We start from the raw sequence: 18,650 nt of genomic DNA, 5'->3' as shown, positions 1-18,650 counted from the left end.
TTGTTTTTATATATTTTGCATAAAAAAAGTTTTGGTTTTTCATTGGGGTTTAAACAACTACACACAACAACTACACAACTACAACGTACCCATTGTTTAATCAAAGAAATGGATTTATGATTCCAAATGTAACAAGAGAAATTATCGATCTTGGAGATGGAAGAAGCATCTCGATCGAAACGGGGAAACTAGCAAAACAGGCAGATGGTTCTGTAGTAGTACAAATGGGCAATGCCATGCTGCTAGCAACTGTAGTTTCCGCAAAAACTGCCGCTCCGGGCATTGACTTTTTACCGTTAACGGTAGATTATCGTGAAAAATTTGCGGCCGCGGGTCGTTTTCCGGGCGGATTCTTTAAACGTGAAGCAAGACCAAGTGACGCAGAAGTATTAACCATGAGGTTAGTAGACCGTGTACTTCGTCCGCTTTTCCCGGATGATTACCACGCTGAAACGCAGGTAATGATCCAACTTATGTCTCACGACGAAAACGTAATGCCTGATGCACTTGCAGGTCTTGCAGCTTCTGCTGCACTTGCAGTTTCAGACGTACCTTTCCACACACTTATCTCAGAAGTTCGTGTAGCACGTGTAGACGGTAAATTTATCATTAACCCTAGCAGAGAGCAACTGGAGCAGTCTGACATCGATATGATGATTGGTGCTTCAAGCGACTCTATTGCCATGGTTGAAGGTGAAATGAAAGAGATATCTGAAAAAGAAATGGTTGAGGCAATTAAATTTGCTCACGAAGCCATTAAAGCTCAGATTGCTGCCCAGGAAAAACTTAAAGCTGCCATTGGTAAAGAAATCAGAACTTACGAAGAGGAAGCTACTGATGCCGATGTTGAGAAAAAAGTATACGACCTTTCATACGACAAGTATTTTGCTGTTGCTCAGGAAAGTTCTTCTAAACAGGAGCGTTCTGAGAAATTCAGCGCTATCAAAGAAGAGATTCTTGCTGCCTTTACAGAAGAGGAGCAGGTTGAACTTGCCGACCTGATTAGCAAATACATCTACAAGTCGCAAAAAGAAGCTGTAAGAAACGTAATCCTTGACTTAGGCGTACGTCTTGACGGAAGAAAAACAAACGAGATACGCCCTATTTGGTGTGAAGTAGATTACCTACCTTCAACACACGGATCGGCTATATTCACAAGAGGTGAAACTCAGGCACTGGCAACAGTAACCCTAGGTACATCACGTGAGGCTAACGTTATCGACCTACCGTCTGAGCAGGGAGAAGAGAACTTCTACCTACACTACAACTTCCCTCCGTTCTCTACCGGTGAAGCAAAACCGCTAAGAGGAACTTCAAGAAGAGAAGTTGGTCACGGTAACCTTGCACAACGTGCACTAAAAAACATGCTTACAGACGAGAACCCATACACTGTTCGTGTAGTATCTGAAGTACTTGAATCTAACGGTTCATCTTCTATGGCTACTGTATGTGCAGGTACACTTGCTCTTATGGATGCAGGTGTTAAAATTGCAAAACCGGTATCTGGTATTGCAATGGGATTAATCTCAGACGATAAAACAGGCAGATGGGCTGTACTTTCAGACATCCTTGGTGATGAAGATCACTTAGGTGACATGGACTTTAAAGTTACAGGTACTGCCGATGGTATTACTGCATGCCAAATGGATATCAAGATTGAAGGACTTAACTACGAAATCATGGAGCAGGCGCTTGAGCAGGCACGTGAAGGTCGTCTTCATATCCTTGGTAAACTTACTGAAGTTATTAGCCAGCCAAGAGAAACTGTTAAGAAACACGCTCCTAAAATTGTTAAGGTTACTATACCTGGTGCATTTATTGGTGCTCTTATCGGTCCTGGCGGAAAAGTTATCCAGGAACTTCAAAAAGCTACAGGTACAACTATCGTTATTAACGAGGTTGATGAGCAGGGTGAAGTTGAAATTCTTGGTACTGATCCAGACGGAATGCAGGCTGTACTTAGCAAAATCGACTCTATTATATTCAAACCACAGGTGGGCGAAACTTACAGCGTAAAAGTTGTAAAAATGCTTGACTTTGGTGCAGTAGTAGAGTACGTTCAGGCTCCGGGTAACGAAGTACTGTTACACGTATCTGAACTGGCATGGGAACGTACAGAAAATGTTTCTGACGTTGTTAATATGGGTGACGTATTTGATGTAAAATACATCGGTATCGATCCTAAAACCAGAAAAGAGAAAGTTTCAAGAAAAGCATTATTACCAAGACCTCCTAGAGATGAGAATCGTCCGCCAAGAGACGAGAACCGTGCTCCAAGAGAGAACAGAGGACCTCGCCCTAACAGGGACAATAACAACAGAGGACCTAGAAATAATGACAAAGACGGTAATAAGGAAGGTTAATATTTTATAAGGTTAATTCATAAAAACCCTGCTGTATAGCAGGGTTTTTTATTTAACTTAGCACTTTGTTTTTACAATATGTCATCAAAAAAAGCAGCAGCCACAAGGCTTAACATACTACAAAAAGCATTTGAGCTGGTTTACCAAAACGGTTACCGTACCACCAGTGTAGACGAGATTATCGCTACCACACAGGTTACCAAAGGCGCTTTTTTTTATCATTTTAAAAATAAAGATGAAATGGGTCTTGCCATGATAAACGAGGTTATGCAACCCGGCATGCACAAATCGCTAATAGAAGCACTACCTAACAACGGCAATCCTGTTGAGGAGATTTATAATATGATGGAATCCCTCCTGCTTAAAGACCCCTTCTTTACAATTAAATACGGTTGTCCGGCAATAAACATGGTGGAAGAAATGGCATCATATAGCGAGGCTTTCAATAAAGCACTTTCCCAACTGGTTGTACAATGGGAAGAAGCCATTACCACTACACTTGAAAACGGAAAAGCTACCGGAAAGATAAACCAAGATACCAATCCAAAAGAAGTAGCACAATATATAATATCAGGCTACGGAGGAATAAGAAACCTTGGAAAAATCCACGGAAAACCAAGCTACATAAGCTATTTATCCCAATTCAAAAACTACCTCAACACCTTGAAATAATTTTTTTATCAAAAAACATACTAATTAGTATGTTTTTATTATTTTTGTCCTGTCAATCATCAATCAAAACACAGTTATGTATTCATTTTTACTCCCTGCCCACTCGGTTTTCAGGTGGGCTGTGGTTTTTAGTCTAACCTATGCAATAATTATTTCGGCAAAAGGTTACTTCGGTAAAACCGCTTTCACCAAAACCAACAACGCCATAAGACACTGGACAGCAACCATTGCACACATACAGCTTATTACCGGAATAATACTGTATGTAAAAAGTCCGTTTGTAAAACAGTTTTTCGCTACAGCAAACAACACAGGTGAAACCCTGTTCTTTGGGATCATTCACATATTGCTAATGTTATTAGCAATTGTTTTAATCACTATAGGTTCGGCAAAATCAAAAAGAGAAAAAACAGACCAAGCAAAATTCAAAACCATGCTGATATGGTTTAGTCTTGCCGCTCTGCTAATATTATTAGCAATACCCTGGCCGTTCTCACCTCTTGCTAACCGACCTCTAATCCGCTTTTAATTATGAAAAAACTGTTTAAAACCAATGTAGGGAGACTACGACTAATAGGTTTCCTGGAAGGCACATCATTACTAGTATTACTGTTTGTCGCTACCCCCTTAAAACACTTTTACGGTTACCCCCACCTTTCAACCACACTGGGAACCATACATGGAGCATTGTTCCTTTTATTTGTATTCAACACCTTAAGTGTAGGAGTAGAACAACAATGGCAGTTTAAAGTCACTACCTGGAAAGTTCTGCTTGCCTGTATCATTCCGTTTGGCACATTTTACATCGACAAAACTATCCTCAAAAAAATCGAATTATAATTTTATAAAAGCCCTGCTAAATAGCAGGGCTTTTTATTGTCTATAAATAAATCCTAAACTCAAACTATGCGACCCCAAACCGGAAGGAACATAATTTGTAAATAATTTATAGGGTGTAAAATTATACTTTACCTGAAAACCGGTGTTTTTATACCAAAACCTCACTCCCTGTCCCAAATGAAAAGCACTAAAACCCTTACTGTAACCTGTAACCATATCACCATTTTGAAAGTTCTCATCAATACCCTCTTCACGCGGAGCGTTATACAGTAAAAAAGCATACCCTAACGAAGACTCCCACTCTAACGCAAAGTTTTGATTGCGCATTACATAGAGCTTATTCATACGAACACCAACCATACCCGAAACTTCCTGCAATTTTACACTATACTCTCTATTATTAAGTTTATAAATAAACACTTCACGATTTAAGGGAGTAAAGAGAGAAAAACCTATATCATATACTTCATTAGCCCTTTTAGTACGATACCATAATCCAAATTCAGGCGACACACCATACCTGTTACCGTTACCTATAGGAATCCTTAACCCAGCCTCTCCAAAAAAACGTTCATAAACAGTATCTTTAACAACTTCAACCTGTGCAGTGGCATAAAAGGTCAAAAGCAATATCTTTAAAAACATAACCTTCTTCATATTACCAGTTTATTAAAGGCAAAGACCTCTTTGCATTAATATTCCAAAATCCAAATTGCAAACCTTTAGTATGAGTAGTTTTATTAAACAATCCTATCTGTAAACCATGAAGTACCTCCGAATTATTAAGAAGTCCAAGCTGTACACCACGAAATTCCACACCTGCATTATTAAATATAGCTATCTGTAGTCCGCTGCCTTTCTGGGTATCATTTTTAAGCCCGGCAATATGAAGTCCATTCATCTCAAGAGAATAATTATAAAAAGCCGTTAGGGTAAGCCCGTTTGAAGCACAGGTGATATTATAAAGTGAGACACCCATACCGTTTTGTTTCACATTACCCAAAAAGCCTCCAATAGACAAATGAAGCCCGTTTTGCACCAGTCTGACTTCCAGACTGATATCAATACGTTTTTGGGGATCTATATAAAGAAGCAAAAGAGGAGATACAGGATTTATTTCAATATTAAGTCCGTTAATATGTTTAGGAATTTCCAAATCATAATCGTAATGCCATACCCCTAAAACCATTCCGTTTACGGTTTTCACATTAGCAGAAATCGGAGCAAAACTAAATATCTGTGTTTTGTATTCCTGTTGGGAAACACTCTTAACATAACAAAGTAATAAAAGCAAAACAAACAACCTGATTTTCATAATAAGCTGATTTAAAGTTCATCTCAAAACTATTGCGTATATTGCAATTAACTTTGCGGTAATAAATTAAAAAGCAAATCAATTTTGCGTTTTTCACAAATGAACAATCAGGATAAACTTTAAAAACCATAAGGCAGCACAGCCAGTCGGCATCACTTATAGATGAGATAGCTGCTATACTCAATATTAGCTATGACGCTGCACACAGGAGAATATCCCAAAAAAGCAAGTTTAGCATAGACGAAACAATAACACTGTGCAGTCATTATACCATATCAATGGATACCCTGTTTAGCAATAGCAATAAGGTCGTTGTGGAAAAAACCGCCGAAATAAAAAACATGGCAAACCTAACCGACTACTTTAAAGACTCGGCACAAAAACTGGAAGCTTACAAAAACTACCCTGATTCGGTTATGTACTATTCAGCAAAGGATATCCCGTTATTCCACACCATAAGCGGAACATTACTCTCCAAGTTTAAGCTCTATGTATGGCTTGATCTTCTTAGCGGACAGCAACATGAAAAGTTTGAGAATTTTACCGTTAGCGGTTCGTTGCTGGAACACAGCCAAAAGCTTAACAACGTATACAAAAATGTAGAGGTAAAAGAGATTTGGAATGATACTACCATAAACAGTACCATACAACAGATATATTACTTTTTCCAGTCGGGGCTACTAACACTGGCTAACGCCATGCTTATTTGTAACGACCTTAAAGCCATACTTAATGAAGTAGAACTTAAATGTTCCAAAAACGATTCGGGCTATCATTTATATTACAACGAACTGCTTTTATTAAACAACAACGTACTGTTATCATCGGTAAAACAAAAATCATTATTTATTCCCTATACCATGTTAGGATACTTTATTACAGGAGATAATGATACCTGTCAAAGCACAGAAGACTATTTTAACTATCAAATCAAAAATTCAAAGTCACTTAACCTGTCGGGTACACGCGACCGTAAACTATTCTTTAACCGGATGCACCAAAAAATAGATTTTTACATTCAGCGTATGAACAGCGAACTGGATTACAACTTTTAAAACACATAACCATGCAAACCGATTTAACTTACAGGGAAGCATTAATTACCGATATTCCTCAAATACAATACGTAAGGCATGCTGTTAAGGAGAACACTCTCTCTAACCCCGAACTGGTTAAAGACAGCGATGTGGAAGATTATATCACCCGTCGCGGCAAAGGCTGGGTTGCCATAGCAAACAATACTATTGTTGGATTTGCTATAGTAAGCACGGCAGATAATAACGTATGGGCATTATTCATTTTACCAGAGTTTGAAAACAAAGGTATAGGCAAAACCCTCCATAATATTATGATGGACTGGTATTTTTCACAAACACAGGAAACCATTTGGCTTAGTACCGGCACAGGCACACGTGCCGAAACATTTTATCGTCTTAAAGGATGGGAAGATGCCGGGGCTTATGGCACTCAGGAAATTAAATTTATAATGACTCATAACAAATGGAAAAAAACACAGTAATCATAAACTAAAAATCCCTGCTATGCAGGGATTTTTAGTTTATGATCTAGAAATTCACTTTCTCTAATCGTAATTCGGTAGCTTTTGTCTCCTCGTCAAAATTTTCAACCAGTAACATATATCCTTTTTTGGCACTGGTAGCAAAAATAGTACTGGTCTCAGTCTTCAGATTAAGAGTCTGCCTTTTAAACTCACCATCTGAATAGGATATAATACCATATAAGGTTGTTTTCTTTCTGTTTTTAGAGTTTTTCTCATTATCATTAAGAAAGAAAAGATACTCATCATCTCCCAAATCCTGATAATCCATAAAGTCAAACAATCCATATCTCTTTATAGTAGACGAATATGCATTGGTATTAGAAAATTTATTTCTGAACTTCTCAATTTCAAAACACTGAGAAACAGAAAAATCTTCGGCAAGTTCAAACAAATACATGTTATTGGTAATAATTGGTTTATTCAAAAAGGTTTCGCCAACTGCTATAACCTTACCGTTATCAAGCATAAGCATATTGTGTATATACATTTTGCCTTCTTTTTTTACTACCCCATTTTTATTTATTGTTATACTCTTATTATTCAGTAAATTCTCCCACAGCAAATATTTCTTATCCAAAAGCTCACCTGTCTCCTTGTCAAAAACGAACTTATAAAGCCCTTTGCCTTTCGAATCATGAACAAACCCTTCTTTAGTTTTTTCAGACATGTTGCCCATCACATAAATCCTGTCATCCTTTATAGCGCAGTCTACCACTCTATATGTATAGTCATCTTTAGGGAAAGGCACTTCTTTTATCAGATTACCATTTTCTGAATTTATGAAAGTAACAGATAACTCATTAAGATACTTAGAAACATTGCCATTTTTTAAATAATGATTAAGCATCACAATTACTTCATTATCTGAATTAAGATAGCTTAAGCTAGTCAGCTTTTTTGCTTTTATCTGATCGTACTTAAAAGTCCACAATTCATTGAGTTCATCATCATAACGCACTATTCTCCTATCTGTAACCCCCTGTTTTTTATTCATTGTTTTAGAGTGAGCCATAAGCCCTACCCCGTTATAAAAGGTTATTTCTTCAGACTGGTTACTCGCAACATTGGAATGCTTACGATCAAATTCAGGGTTTTTAACCAAGGTATTTTTGTTATATATAAAAGGGTCACTTAACTCATTTGATGCAATATCAAGTATTCTATATCTTTTAAAATATTCTTCTCCCGCTATATCGTCTGCAAATCCAATAAGCAACTTACGTCCTTCCAGAACCACTTCAACATTAATTTTTTTAGCTGTAAAAAACCATGACTCATATTTCATTTCAGTAATAAAGCCATTAGTAACCTTAGTAAGATTCTCATCAAGAAGTATATACTCTAACTGATAGGTTTCCTTTGCCACTTTATCTGTTTCATAAAGCAGGAAATACCCCCTGGTATTGTTGTGCTTATCTTTAATTTCAGCAGATGAATAAAACTTTCCTCGTGATAACTTACCCAAATCGGCAACCTGTCCGTATGTAAGCGATAAAACAAAAAACAAAATCAGTAAAAAACGATATTTCATGTTTAGGATTTAAAATTGTTTATAATAGTTTCCAAATCGGTCATTTTTATATTGCTTATAAAGCTAATAAACCTGTTAAGGCTTTTGGTGTTATTCAGGTTGTCATGTTTAGGCACATACCTGTTTATGGTATAATTTTTTCGGGAATCATATATCTTAACAAGATTAAGATATATGATGTTTTTAAGCACAGGATCTTCCGGCTCATGCTTATACAACTTCAACGCCTCATATAGTGATATACCATAATCCTGCGCCGAAAACATATTGAAAAGATTTTGATATACACTGTTCCTTTTTATTTCTTCAAAACCTGTAGAACTAGCTGTACTGCTTTCAAGAAACTTGTTATCAAGATAATCTTTAATAAGCGTTATACGTGTAGAGCAATCAGGATGCGACTTGAGTGAATCAGTATTAAACCTTTCATCTTTTGTATAGGTTTGAAATAAACTTTCTTCCTGTTCAAAATAGCGTTGTTTAACTACAAAACCTCCCTTTTCAAAAATCTTTTTATAATCCTCCACAACAAGGGAGTCTTTCTCAGTATCTGATACATCAAGCTTTTGAAGTAAGGATATAGCTGCCGCAGGGCTGCGCTTGGTTTGCCTGTAAAAAACCAAACCTATGGAGTCGGCCTCAATCTCCTTTTCCCTTCGTTCACTATAACTCTGATAGCGTATGTTTTTAAGTAAATTAGTCGCCATAGAGGCTTTACCATATTTTTGTTTTTTTATCTCTTTAGTCTTCTTAATCATTTCTTCAGAAGTGGACAAACGGGCATAAGCTTCTACATCCTTCTTTAAATGATCCAGAAACTGGTGCCCTATTTCATGACAAATCACAAAAACCAATTCATCTTCGTTATCAACAGCAAGAAAAAGTCCGTAGTTAACCACAACTGTACCATCGCCGGTATTATAAGCATTAACCTGAGAGTCTTTTGATAACAGTATACGGTATATATCCTTATCAATACTGTTACTTGTAAGTATTTCATTCATAAGGCTATTCAGGTAGCCATTAATATCACCGTCACAAATAAAATTATTATCATCAATCTTTTCTATAAAGTCTTCCTGTAAACCTCCATATATCTCTTTGATGATATTTTTTTGTGCAGATGTTTCATACTCCCTGCTATTATTGATATTCTTAAACTTTTTTACATACTCAACTTTAAGCTTGGTAGCACAGTTGCGAGATAAAGTATCAAGAGGTGAAAATGAAGTTTGCCCTTCAGCATAAAAAAAAGAAAAGAAAAATAAGAGTAGTAAACTGTGTTTCATAATGGTAAGGCTATAATAAAGCCTTCAAAAATACATTTTTTAACATAACAAAATAACTATAAATCAAAAAAAATGTTAAAAAATACATTACGAAAATAAAAAAAGAAAAAGCAGCCCTCTTGCCAGATAAAAATTATTGCCCGAAATTTAGATTCGCAAAAGAAACCAAAACCTTATATGGCAGATACAGCTCAATTTCTAGATACCATCACTAAAGGATATAGCACAAAAGGCGACGCTATTACACTGGGAACAGCCATGCTTAACGGCGAACCTGTAGAGGGAGCTTATGTAAATGTTCCGTTAAAAACTCTAAACAGGCACGGGCTTATTGCCGGAGCTACCGGTACTGGTAAAACCAAAACCCTTCAAATCCTGTCAGAACACCTTTCTAACAACGGTATCCCTGTATTAATGATGGATATAAAAGGAGACCTTAGCGGTATTGCCAAACCGGGGGAAGAAAAAAGCTTTATTACCGAAAGACATGCTAAAATAGGTTTGCCGTATGAAGCCAAAGGTTTCCCTGTTGAACTGATGAGTCTTTCCAAACAACATGGTGTAAGACTTAGATCAACGGTTTCAGAATTCGGTCCGGTTTTATTCTCCAGGGTTCTGGATCTTAACGATACCCAAACCGGGATTATGAGTGTTATCTTTAAATACTGTGACGATAACAACATGCCTTTACTGGATTTAAAGGACATTAAAAAAGTACTGCAATACATTACCGACGAAGGTAAAGAGGAGATTGAAAAGGAGTACGGGCGAATATCTACCGCTTCTACAGGAGCAATACTCCGCAAAATAATTGAACTGGAACAGCAGGATGCCAACCTGTTTTTTGGCGAACTATCCTTTGAGATTGACGACCTTATGCGCATAGACAGCGAAGGCAAAGGCTATGTAAACATTATGAGGTTAACCGATATTCAGGACAAACCGAAACTGTTCTCAACCTTTATGCTCTCGTTACTGGCAGAGATATACAACCAGATGCCCGAAAAAGGCGATGCCGACAGACCTGAACTGGTAATTTTTATAGACGAAGCACACCTTATTTTTGACGAAGCCAGTAAAACACTACTGGATCAAATAGAGACTATAGTAAAACTTATCCGTTCTAAAGGTGTAGGACTATTTTTTGTAACCCAAAACCCTACCGATGTTCCAAACGGAGTATTGAGTCAGCTTGGATTAAAGGTACAGCACGCCCTTCGTGCCTTTACCGCTACCGACCGTAAAGCCATTAAACTAACGGCCGAGAACTACCCTATCTCTGATTTTTATGATACCGATGAAGTAATCACCCAACTGGGTACCGGAGAAGCACTCATAACAGCACTTAACGAAAAGGGGATCCCTACCCCGCTTGCCGCCACTATGCTGCGCGCTCCTATGAGCCGAATGGACATCCTTACAGAACAGGAAATAAGCGAAATAAACAACAGTTCAAAGCTGGTTAAAAAATATGCCGAGGAAATAGACCGCGAAAGCGCCTGTGAGATACTTACCAAAAAAATAGAGGTAATCACCGCACAACAACAGCAGGAAGAACAGCAAAAAGCCGAAGAGAAAGCCCGTAAGCAAACCACCCGAAGCTCCCGAACGACTTCTACAAGCAGCACACTGGAGAAACAGATTATCAAAACAGTTACCAGTGCTACTTTTATTAGAGGAGTTTTTGGGGTATTGAATAAAATGTTCAAATAAAAAACAACACAAAACCTTAACAATAAGCTAATTAAAAATAATTTCAAATTTTCTGTAACTTTTTTGCAACTCGTTACGTATAACTATCTCAACACATAACTCAGAGGAGATTTTAGATGAGACAGCTTAAGATTACCAAGCAGGTTACCAACAGGGAAACTGCTTCATTAGACAAGTACCTACAGGAGATTGGAAAAGTAGATTTAATCACTGCAGATGAGGAGGTAGAGTTAGCACAACGTATTAAAGCCGGAGACCAGAGAGCACTTGAAAAACTTACAAAAGCCAACCTGCGTTTCGTTGTATCGGTTGCAAAACAATATCAAAATCAGGGATTAACACTTCCCGATTTAATTAACGAAGGAAATTTAGGACTTATTAAAGCTGCACAGCGTTTTGACGAAACCCGTGGTTTTAAATTCATTTCATATGCCGTATGGTGGATTCGTCAGTCTATATTACAGGCACTTGCAGAACAGTCCCGTATTGTTCGTTTACCACTTAACAAAATTGGTTCCATAAACAAGATCAATAAAATGTATGCTTTGCTTGAGCAAAGTAATGAGCGTGCCCCTTCTGCCGAAGAGATCGCTAAAGAACTTGATATGACAGTAAATGACGTAAAAGAGAGTATGAAAAACTCAGGTCGTCACCTGTCTATGGATGCACCACTTGTTGAAGGTGAAGACTCTAACTTATACGACGTTCTTCGTTCGGGAGAATCTCCAAATCCTGACCGTGAGCTTATTCACGAATCACTTCGCACAGAGATTGAAAGGGCTCTTGAAACCCTTACTCCGCGTGAAGCCGATGTGGTACGCCTTTATTTTGGCCTGGGTGACCAGCACCCTATGACACTTGAAGAAATTGGTGAAACTTTTGACCTTACCCGTGAGCGTGTACGCCAAATTAAGGAGAAGGCTATCAGAAGATTAAAACATACTTCAAGAAGTAAAATCCTTAAAACATATTTAGGATAATCGTAAAAAGCCAAAAAAGAGCTTCCAAAATTCGCTTTTTTAGATTAAATTTGTATTTTGGCACTCCAAAATTTTGACTTTCAACACGAATAAAAATATTTAAGACACTTACAGTTCAATAACTGTTCGTTTTTTGATTGATGATTGAACTCCGGCTGATTACCGGAGTTTTTTTTTTACACATACTTTAAATTTCCTCCATAAAAATTATCATTTATCCACAATAACATGACTTTGCAAAGGTTAAGCTACGCATTTTAAAAACTTTGCGCTTATATTTGCATAAATTCATACTCTAACAATAATGAAAAATACATTAATCGCACCATCTGTGCTTTCGGCTGATTTTGCCAACCTGCAACGTGATATCGAAATGATTAACAACAGTGATGCCGACTGGTTTCACATAGACATTATGGATGGCGTTTTTGTGCCTAACATTTCTTTTGGTATGCCGGTTTTAGAGGCTATTACACGCCATGCTAAAAAAACTATAGATGTGCACCTTATGATTGTAAACCCAGACCAGTACATTAAAACATTTGCTGCTCTTGGTGCTACAAACCTAACTGTTCATTATGAAGCATGTACTCACCTGCACCGTACCCTACAGGCAATTAAAGCCGAAGGTATGAAAGCTGGTATTGCTATAAACCCACACACTAACGTAGCGCTTTTAGAAGATGTTATTAAAGACACTGATGTGGTTTGTATGATGAGCGTTAACCCTGGTTTTGGCGGACAGTCTTTCATTGAAAACACGTACAGCAAAATCAAACAGCTTAAAGAAATTATTGTAAAACACAATGCTCCTACCCTTATTGAGGTTGATGGTGGTGTAAACGATAAAAATGCTAAGTTACTTGTTGAAGCTGGTGCTGATGTACTTGTTGCCGGAAACTTTGTATTTAAATCGGATAACCCTACGCAAACTATTGCCGACCTTAAAAAGCTTACATCGTTTTAATTTAATTACATATATACACTAATCTCAAAACCGCATCTATGAGACAGTATCTATTAACCATCCTGATGGTATCGGGGGTGGCATCGTTTGCCCAAAAAACACCCTATACCACCTCAGGCAAAAAAGTAACGGTATACAATACCGTTAAGGAAACAAACCAAAGATTAACACCGGCACAGGGTACACTTTCGTTTAGCGAAAAGAAACAACCGCTGGAAACAGAAGTATCTGTATTTGTAGATCCAACCCACACTTTTCAAAGCGTAATGGGTTTTGGTGGCGCTATTACCGATGCATCTGCCGAAGTATTTGCCAAACTGCCTAAAGACACGCAAAAACAGCTTCTTGAAGCCTATTACGACAAAGAGAAAGGTATTGGGTACAATCTTGCCCGTACTACCATTCACAGCTGTGATTTTGCCAGCGAAAGCTACACTTACGTGAAAGAAGGCGACAAGGAACTGAAGTCTTTCAACATAAGCCACGATAAAAAATATCGTATTCCGCTTATCAAAAAGGCTATTGAAGCTGCCGGAGGTGAACTTACACTTTACGCTTCTCCATGGAGTCCTCCAGCTTTTATGAAAAGTAACGGCAGTATGCTAAAAGGCGGGAAGTTATTACCGGAATTCTATCAAAGCTGGGCTACTTACTACACTAAATTTATCGCTGCTTACGAGAAAGAAGGAATCCCTGTTTGGGGTATTACTATCCAAAACGAGCCTATGGCAACCCAAAAATGGGAGTCTTGTATTTACACAGGAGAAGAAGAACGCGATTTCCTTAAAAACTATTTAGGCCCTACAATGCATAAAGCAGGCTATGCCGACAAAAAAATCATTGCATGGGACCACAACCGCGATATGCTGTTCCAAAGAGCTGCAACGGTACTTAATGACCCTGAGGCTGCAAAATACCTTTGGGGTGTAGGCTACCACTGGTATGAAACATGGAATGGTGGTTCGCAAATGTTCAATAACCTGAAACTGGTTCACGAAACTTTCCCTGAAACCAACCTTATTTTCACCGAAGGCTGCAAAGAGCAGTTTAAACTGGAAAAAATAAACGACTGGAAACTGGGAGAATTATACGGACACAACCTTATCAATGACTTTAACAGTGGCACAACAGCATGGACAGACTGGAACATTCTTCTTGATGAAACAGGAGGACCTAACCACGTTATGAACCTATGCTTTGCACCTGTACACGCAAATACCAAAACAGGTGAGCTAATGTTTACCAATGAATATTACTATATAGGTCACTTCTCAAAATTCGTTCAAAAAGGTGCTAAAAGGATTGCCTGCTCTACAAGTCGTAGTGCTATAGAGGCTACCGCTTTCCTTAACCCTGACGGAAAAACTGTGGTAATCGTAATGAACCGCGGTGAAGAGAAGGTAAACTATTTCCTTTGGATAAACGGTCAGGCTACAGAAGTTGAAAGTGCTCCGCATTCAATGCAAACACTGGTTTTCTAAACCCTGAATACAAAATATAAAAAAAGTCTCCCGTTGGGAGGCTTTTTTCGTTTATAACAGCTGTGTCTTAAATCCCCCCTTATAATGACGTTTAAACGTTCCTTTAGCAATAACACTACATCCTAACTTTGTAATATCAAAAATGATTAACTTTTAAACACTCATAATTATTATATCGTTTTCACAAACTGCAATAAACTAATATTCATAACTTTATAAAACTAACTACAAATCAACCAAGATGAAAAATCTGATTAAAGTACAGGCACTTAACATTGATTTGGCCACTTTATTACTAAGGCTGATCTTCGGCGGAATGTTTGTTTATTACGGTTATATGAAAGCAGCAAACTATGAGGCATTTGCACCAATGTTTCAGGATTTTATAGGAATAGGCGCAAAACTGTCTTTTAACCTGGTAATTTTTGCCGAACTGGTATGCGGTTTCTTTATCCTTATTGGGCTATTAACCCGTTTTTCGGTAATACCGGTATTCATAACTATGATAATTGCATTTTTTGTAGCACATGCCGGTGACGGATTTAATGACAAAGCCATCGCCTTTGTATATATGTTACTATGTATAGTGATTTTCATTCTCGGTAGTGGAAAGTATTCGGCCGATGCCGTTCTTTTTGGTAAAGATTCAAACCCTTCAGATGAATAACAATTAATCAATTATAAACTTAAAATCAGCTATGAGAAAACTAAAGCTTCAGGTACAAATGTCTATTGACGGATATATTGCCGGTCCAAACGGTGAAATGGACTGGATGATTTGGAACTGGGATAAGGAACTTAAAGATTATGTTACCGCCCTAACAAAACCTGTTGACACTATTGTACTGGGCAGGAAGCTTGCCGAGGGTTTTATTGCACACTGGGAAAGCCAATACAACAACCCTGAAACGAGAGAAGAAACTCGTGATTTTCACCAAATCCCTAAAGTAGTATTTACCAACACCATTAAGGATAACCCGTGGAATAACACATCTCTGGCTCACAACCTTACCGATGATATTAAAAAATTAAAAGAATCAAACGGTAGTGACATCATTGCTTATGGCGGCGGAACTTTTGTTTCTTCTCTTATCAAAGAAGGACTTATAGATGAGTTTTTCCTGTTTGTGAATCCAACTGCTTTAGGCAAAGGCATGCCAATTTTTGAAGAGCTTAGCGACAGGCAAAGCCTGAAACTTATAGAGAGTAAAGCTTTTGACTGCGGAATCACCTTATTGCATTACACCAAATAATATAACTTAACAATCAATCAACATGAAAATAATTAAACGAATCCTGATAGTACTTCTTATCATAATTGCCATCCCTTTTATACTGGCAATTTTTATTAGCAAAGACTATAAAGTAGAAAGAGAAATTACTATTAACAAACCTCAGGCAGAAGTTTTTGACTATGTATCACACCTTAAAAACATGGACGAATACAGTGTATGGATGAAAGATCCAAATATGAAAACCAAGTTTACAGGGAATGATGGCTATAAAGGTTTTATTTATGGCTGGGATGGGAATGATGATGTAGGTGAAGGCGAACTGGAAATAACTAACATAGAAACCAACGAACGCCTTGATATGGACCTTCGTTTTATAAGGCCTTTTGAAAGTGAAGCTAAAGTGTACATCACTACCAAAAATTCAGGTAACAACAGTACAAATGTGCATTGGGTGATGCAGGGCACCAGCTCCTACCCTATGAACTTTATGAATCTGATGATGGATAACATGATAGGTAAAGATCTTGATGCCAATCTACAGAATATCAAATCTAATCTGGAAAACAATAAAAATCAATCATAAAATGAAAGCAGTTAATCCTTATTTAAATTTTAACGGCAATACTGAAGAAGCATTCAACTTCTACAAATCAGTATTTGGCGGAGAGTTTGTAACCGTTATGCGTTTTGGCGAAACACCTGGATGCGAGAGCATGCCCGAAACCGAAAAAAATGGAATTATGCATATTGCTTTGCCATTAGGCAGCAGCTTACTAATGGGTACCGATGTACCAAAATCTATGGAGCAGGTAAAATTTGGTACCAACAGCTCTATAACCATTGATGCAGAAAGCCGTGAAGAAGCCGACAGGTATTTTAACGGACTGGCAGAAGGCGGTAAAGTAGGAATGCCTATGGATGATATGTTTTGGGGAGCCTATTACGGTATGCTAACCGATAAATTCGGAGTACAATGGATGATCAATTTCCAAAATCAATAATTAATAAAACAGTCGGTTATCCGGCTGTTTTTATTTTACAGAAATCTTAGCTATAAAGAAATAATATGGAGGCAATCATCAGTCAATTGGAAAAATCGTTTAACGAAACAACACAGCTCCTATCACAATTCAGTCAGGAAGAGATAAACACTATCCCATTTAAAGACAGCTGGACAGCAGCTCAGGTTGGCTGTCACTTATTAAAATCAGGAACAGGAACAGACAACATACTTACCGAATCTACACACCCCGTAGACCGTGCTCCCGATGAAAATGCTGAAAACCTGAAAAAGCTGTTTCTTAATTTTGAAAATAAAATGCAGGCTCCTGATTTTATAATTCCGGAAGATAAAATATACAACAAGGAAGAATTAATCTTTTCCTTAAAAGAGCTTACTAAAAAAACTATTGAGGCAGCACGTAAAAGTAATCTTTCCCAAACAACATCGCTGCCTGATATTCATCCGTTAAAAGGAATGTCAAAACTGGAAATGATACATTTTTTAACCTATCATACCATGAGGCATAACAACCAAATTAAAAACATCAAAACAAGTCTTAACGTCTAAAGTTGATCATTTTACTTACCATATCATACAGTTCGGGCAATTTTTGCCTAAACTCATTTGGTGTTTCAAAAAAGTACTCCAATATAACTGCTATAAACTCAAACTGATTGGTATAAGCGTATAGTCTGAAATAATCAGCCTGTGCAAGTTTTTCCCTGTTAGCCGGCTTACTTATGTATTTCATAATTTTATCAAGCATATCCCTGTACAATACAGAAGCTGTACCTACTGTCCTTTTACGAAGGGAACTAAAATGAAGAGCATGAGCAAACTCATGCAATCCTAAATTCAGGTTATCATTATCATACTCTATACCTTCCATGAAATGATGCCATGAGAACACTACAACACCCACTGCCGGATTAAATTCCCCTTTATGATACTCCTGAGTTGAGAGAGATAAAAAAGCATCCGGATAAACAATTATGGTTTGGAATACATCTGTAAGATATTGTCGCATTCCAAACGTAAGCATCACACTTGTGGCTGCAATTCTTATTTTCATAGCATCGGTAACCTCTAGTCCTTCTCTACCTACAAAATCATAGTATTCAATAAAGGCGTGTACTCTGTGCCTAAAGTATTTCTTCCTTACCGGAGAAAGATTTCTGTAAAACCCAAACTCTTTATTTAGTATAGACTGGGCTTCTGTAGGAAGCTCATTGGTAAACATGTACCAATGCACATATACAGGCTTATCAAACATAAGCATATAAGCAGGCTCAATAAGCACATTAAATGCCAGAAAAAGAAAAAACAAAGCTATGGCTATACATAAAAGCCCTACAAATACTTCCAAAATACAATTCGTGTTTACTGTTGCAAAATACTACTTTAAATTACATAAGGCATAAAAAAACTGCTATCCTACATGTGCACAATAATGGCCACGAGGATAGCAGGGTTCAAACATAAACAATATTATTTATGCTGTATATAAATTTAATTCTCTTTTAAGCCTTATCTCCTTTAACGATAATAAACTCAGATCGTCTGTTTTGAGCATGTTGCTCTTCAGTACAGTTTTCTTTACAGTCAACTTTAGGCTCGCTCTCACCATATCCCTGTCCGGAGATACGCTCTTTAGCAATACCTTTTGAGATTACATACTGAACTGTAGCCTTAGCCCTTTT

At 37.5% G+C, this 18,650-nt stretch carries 21 protein-coding genes; 15 read left to right on the top strand and 6 right to left on the bottom strand.

Features of this window, described 5'->3' with window-relative positions; all coding sequences use genetic code 11:
• Positions 1-116: 116 nt before the first annotated feature.
• The 4 genes from GN157_RS07235 to GN157_RS07220 all read left to right on the top strand — a co-directional run bounded on the left by GN157_RS07235 (position 117) and on the right by GN157_RS07220 (position 3,875).
• Entirely contained in the window at positions 117-2,363 is a 2,247-nt protein-coding gene (locus tag GN157_RS07235) for a polyribonucleotide nucleotidyltransferase (RefSeq protein WP_157482540.1), read from the top strand.
• Positions 2,364-2,441: 78 nt separating this feature from the next.
• Positions 2,442-3,035, top strand: coding sequence for a TetR/AcrR family transcriptional regulator (locus tag GN157_RS07230; protein ID WP_157482538.1), 594 nt, complete (start codon positions 2,442-2,444; stop codon positions 3,033-3,035).
• 76 nt (positions 3,036-3,111) lie between these two features.
• Positions 3,112-3,564: a hypothetical protein gene (locus GN157_RS07225; RefSeq protein ID WP_157482536.1), complete on the top strand. Its 453-nt coding sequence runs from the start codon at positions 3,112-3,114 to the stop codon at positions 3,562-3,564.
• A 2-nt stretch (positions 3,565-3,566) separates the two neighbouring features.
• Entirely contained in the window at positions 3,567-3,875 is a 309-nt protein-coding gene (locus GN157_RS07220) for a DUF3817 domain-containing protein (RefSeq protein WP_157482535.1), read from the top strand.
• A 33-nt stretch (positions 3,876-3,908) separates the two neighbouring features.
• On the opposite strand, the gene GN157_RS07215 is transcribed toward GN157_RS07220, so the two are convergent.
• Together GN157_RS07215 and GN157_RS07210 are read right to left on the bottom strand one after the other, a co-directional pair.
• Positions 3,909-4,532, bottom strand: a complete 624-nt coding sequence (locus GN157_RS07215; protein ID WP_157482533.1) for a hypothetical protein — start codon at positions 4,530-4,532, stop codon at positions 3,909-3,911.
• A gap of 1 nt (position 4,533) precedes the next feature.
• Complete coding sequence (locus GN157_RS07210; protein ID WP_157482531.1) at positions 4,534-5,190, bottom strand: LA_2272 family surface repeat-containing protein; 657 nt, start codon at positions 5,188-5,190, stop codon at positions 4,534-4,536.
• 278 nt (positions 5,191-5,468) lie between these two features.
• Between GN157_RS07210 and GN157_RS07205 the strand changes: the two genes are divergently transcribed.
• Entirely contained in the window at positions 5,469-6,245 is a 777-nt protein-coding gene (locus GN157_RS07205; protein WP_197429414.1) for a hypothetical protein, read from the top strand.
• A gap of 11 nt (positions 6,246-6,256) precedes the next feature.
• The gene (locus GN157_RS07200) at positions 6,257-6,709 is read left to right on the top strand and encodes a GNAT family N-acetyltransferase (protein ID WP_157482529.1); all 453 of its coding nucleotides are present in this window, start codon (positions 6,257-6,259) and stop codon (positions 6,707-6,709) included.
• Between the two features lie 46 nt (positions 6,710-6,755).
• Here GN157_RS07200 and GN157_RS07195 read toward each other — a convergent pair whose 3' ends face one another.
• Both GN157_RS07195 and GN157_RS07190 read right to left on the bottom strand, forming a co-directional pair.
• Entirely contained in the window at positions 6,756-8,282 is a 1,527-nt protein-coding gene (locus tag GN157_RS07195) for a DUF6770 family protein (protein WP_157482528.1), read from the bottom strand.
• Positions 8,283-8,284: 2 nt separating this feature from the next.
• Entirely contained in the window at positions 8,285-9,571 is a 1,287-nt protein-coding gene (locus tag GN157_RS07190; protein ID WP_157482526.1) for a M48 family metallopeptidase, read from the bottom strand.
• Positions 9,572-9,748: 177 nt separating this feature from the next.
• Here GN157_RS07190 and GN157_RS07185 point away from each other — a divergent pair, with 177 nt between their 5' ends.
• The 9 genes from GN157_RS07185 to GN157_RS07145 all read left to right on the top strand — a co-directional run bounded on the left by GN157_RS07185 (position 9,749) and on the right by GN157_RS07145 (position 17,517).
• Positions 9,749-11,284, top strand: coding sequence for a helicase HerA-like domain-containing protein (locus GN157_RS07185; protein WP_157482524.1), 1,536 nt, complete (start codon positions 9,749-9,751; stop codon positions 11,282-11,284).
• Positions 11,285-11,400: 116 nt separating this feature from the next.
• The gene (locus GN157_RS07180; protein WP_020212501.1) at positions 11,401-12,264 is read left to right on the top strand and encodes a sigma-70 family RNA polymerase sigma factor; all 864 of its coding nucleotides are present in this window, start codon (positions 11,401-11,403) and stop codon (positions 12,262-12,264) included.
• Positions 12,265-12,568: 304 nt separating this feature from the next.
• Positions 12,569-13,231: a ribulose-phosphate 3-epimerase gene (rpe, locus tag GN157_RS07175; RefSeq protein WP_157482522.1), complete on the top strand. Its 663-nt coding sequence runs from the start codon at positions 12,569-12,571 to the stop codon at positions 13,229-13,231.
• Positions 13,232-13,269: 38 nt separating this feature from the next.
• Complete coding sequence (locus GN157_RS07170) at positions 13,270-14,712, top strand: glycoside hydrolase family 30 protein (protein ID WP_157482520.1); 1,443 nt, start codon at positions 13,270-13,272, stop codon at positions 14,710-14,712.
• A gap of 241 nt (positions 14,713-14,953) precedes the next feature.
• Positions 14,954-15,379: a DoxX family protein gene (locus tag GN157_RS07165; protein ID WP_157482518.1), complete on the top strand. Its 426-nt coding sequence runs from the start codon at positions 14,954-14,956 to the stop codon at positions 15,377-15,379.
• A gap of 31 nt (positions 15,380-15,410) precedes the next feature.
• Entirely contained in the window at positions 15,411-15,965 is a 555-nt protein-coding gene (locus GN157_RS07160; protein WP_157482516.1) for a dihydrofolate reductase family protein, read from the top strand.
• A 22-nt stretch (positions 15,966-15,987) separates the two neighbouring features.
• Complete coding sequence (locus GN157_RS07155; RefSeq protein WP_157482514.1) at positions 15,988-16,530, top strand: SRPBCC family protein; 543 nt, start codon at positions 15,988-15,990, stop codon at positions 16,528-16,530.
• A gap of 1 nt (position 16,531) precedes the next feature.
• Positions 16,532-16,948 carry a VOC family protein gene (locus GN157_RS07150; RefSeq protein WP_157482513.1) on the top strand — a complete coding sequence of 139 codons (417 nt, stop codon included), beginning with the start codon at positions 16,532-16,534 and terminating at the stop codon, positions 16,946-16,948.
• A 65-nt stretch (positions 16,949-17,013) separates the two neighbouring features.
• Entirely contained in the window at positions 17,014-17,517 is a 504-nt protein-coding gene (locus GN157_RS07145) for a DinB family protein (RefSeq protein WP_157482511.1), read from the top strand.
• On the opposite strand, the gene GN157_RS07140 is transcribed toward GN157_RS07145, so the two are convergent.
• On the bottom strand, positions 17,507-18,316 hold the full coding sequence (locus GN157_RS07140) for a zinc-dependent peptidase (protein WP_157482509.1): 810 nt from the start codon (positions 18,314-18,316) through the stop codon (positions 17,507-17,509). The two genes, GN157_RS07145 and GN157_RS07140, sit on opposite strands and share 11 nt — an antisense overlap.
• 154 nt (positions 18,317-18,470) lie before the next feature.
• The coding region (locus GN157_RS07135) for an OmpA family protein (RefSeq protein ID WP_157482508.1) at positions 18,471-18,650 on the bottom strand (180 nt) is incomplete at its 5' end.

The organism is Flavobacterium rakeshii (assembly GCF_009741375.1).
Classification (GTDB): domain Bacteria; phylum Bacteroidota; class Bacteroidia; order Flavobacteriales; family Flavobacteriaceae; genus Flavobacterium; species Flavobacterium rakeshii.
The sequence above is the reverse complement of the archived record's forward strand: the minus strand, read 5'-3'. Positions and strand labels throughout refer to the sequence as shown.

Bases quoted from the DNA above. Each gene is read 5' to 3' on its own strand.
- GN157_RS07165 (WP_157482518.1), top strand. From the start codon at position 14,954: ATGAAAAATCTGATTAAAGTACAGGCACTTAACATTGATTTGGCCACT.
- GN157_RS07155 (WP_157482514.1), top strand. From the start codon at position 15,988: ATGAAAATAATTAAACGAATCCTGATAGTACTTCTTATCATAATTGCC.
- GN157_RS07185 (WP_157482524.1), top strand. From the start codon at position 9,749: ATGGCAGATACAGCTCAATTTCTAGATACCATCACTAAAGGATATAGC.
- GN157_RS07195 (WP_157482528.1), bottom strand. From the start codon at position 8,282: ATGAAATATCGTTTTTTACTGATTTTGTTTTTTGTTTTATCGCTTACA.
- GN157_RS07205 (WP_197429414.1), top strand. From the start codon at position 5,469: ATGGATACCCTGTTTAGCAATAGCAATAAGGTCGTTGTGGAAAAAACC.
- GN157_RS07225 (WP_157482536.1), top strand. From the start codon at position 3,112: ATGTATTCATTTTTACTCCCTGCCCACTCGGTTTTCAGGTGGGCTGTG.
- GN157_RS07145 (WP_157482511.1), top strand. From the start codon at position 17,014: ATGGAGGCAATCATCAGTCAATTGGAAAAATCGTTTAACGAAACAACA.
- GN157_RS07230 (WP_157482538.1), top strand. From the start codon at position 2,442: ATGTCATCAAAAAAAGCAGCAGCCACAAGGCTTAACATACTACAAAAA.
- GN157_RS07190 (WP_157482526.1), bottom strand. From the start codon at position 9,571: ATGAAACACAGTTTACTACTCTTATTTTTCTTTTCTTTTTTTTATGCT.
- GN157_RS07160 (WP_157482516.1), top strand. From the start codon at position 15,411: ATGAGAAAACTAAAGCTTCAGGTACAAATGTCTATTGACGGATATATT.
- GN157_RS07220 (WP_157482535.1), top strand. From the start codon at position 3,567: ATGAAAAAACTGTTTAAAACCAATGTAGGGAGACTACGACTAATAGGT.
- rpe (WP_157482522.1), top strand. From the start codon at position 12,569: ATGAAAAATACATTAATCGCACCATCTGTGCTTTCGGCTGATTTTGCC.
- GN157_RS07235 (WP_157482540.1), top strand. From the start codon at position 117: ATGATTCCAAATGTAACAAGAGAAATTATCGATCTTGGAGATGGAAGA.
- GN157_RS07210 (WP_157482531.1), bottom strand. From the start codon at position 5,190: ATGAAAATCAGGTTGTTTGTTTTGCTTTTATTACTTTGTTATGTTAAG.
- GN157_RS07170 (WP_157482520.1), top strand. From the start codon at position 13,270: ATGAGACAGTATCTATTAACCATCCTGATGGTATCGGGGGTGGCATCG.
- GN157_RS07180 (WP_020212501.1), top strand. From the start codon at position 11,401: ATGAGACAGCTTAAGATTACCAAGCAGGTTACCAACAGGGAAACTGCT.
- GN157_RS07215 (WP_157482533.1), bottom strand. From the start codon at position 4,532: ATGAAGAAGGTTATGTTTTTAAAGATATTGCTTTTGACCTTTTATGCC.
- GN157_RS07150 (WP_157482513.1), top strand. From the start codon at position 16,532: ATGAAAGCAGTTAATCCTTATTTAAATTTTAACGGCAATACTGAAGAA.
- GN157_RS07200 (WP_157482529.1), top strand. From the start codon at position 6,257: ATGCAAACCGATTTAACTTACAGGGAAGCATTAATTACCGATATTCCT.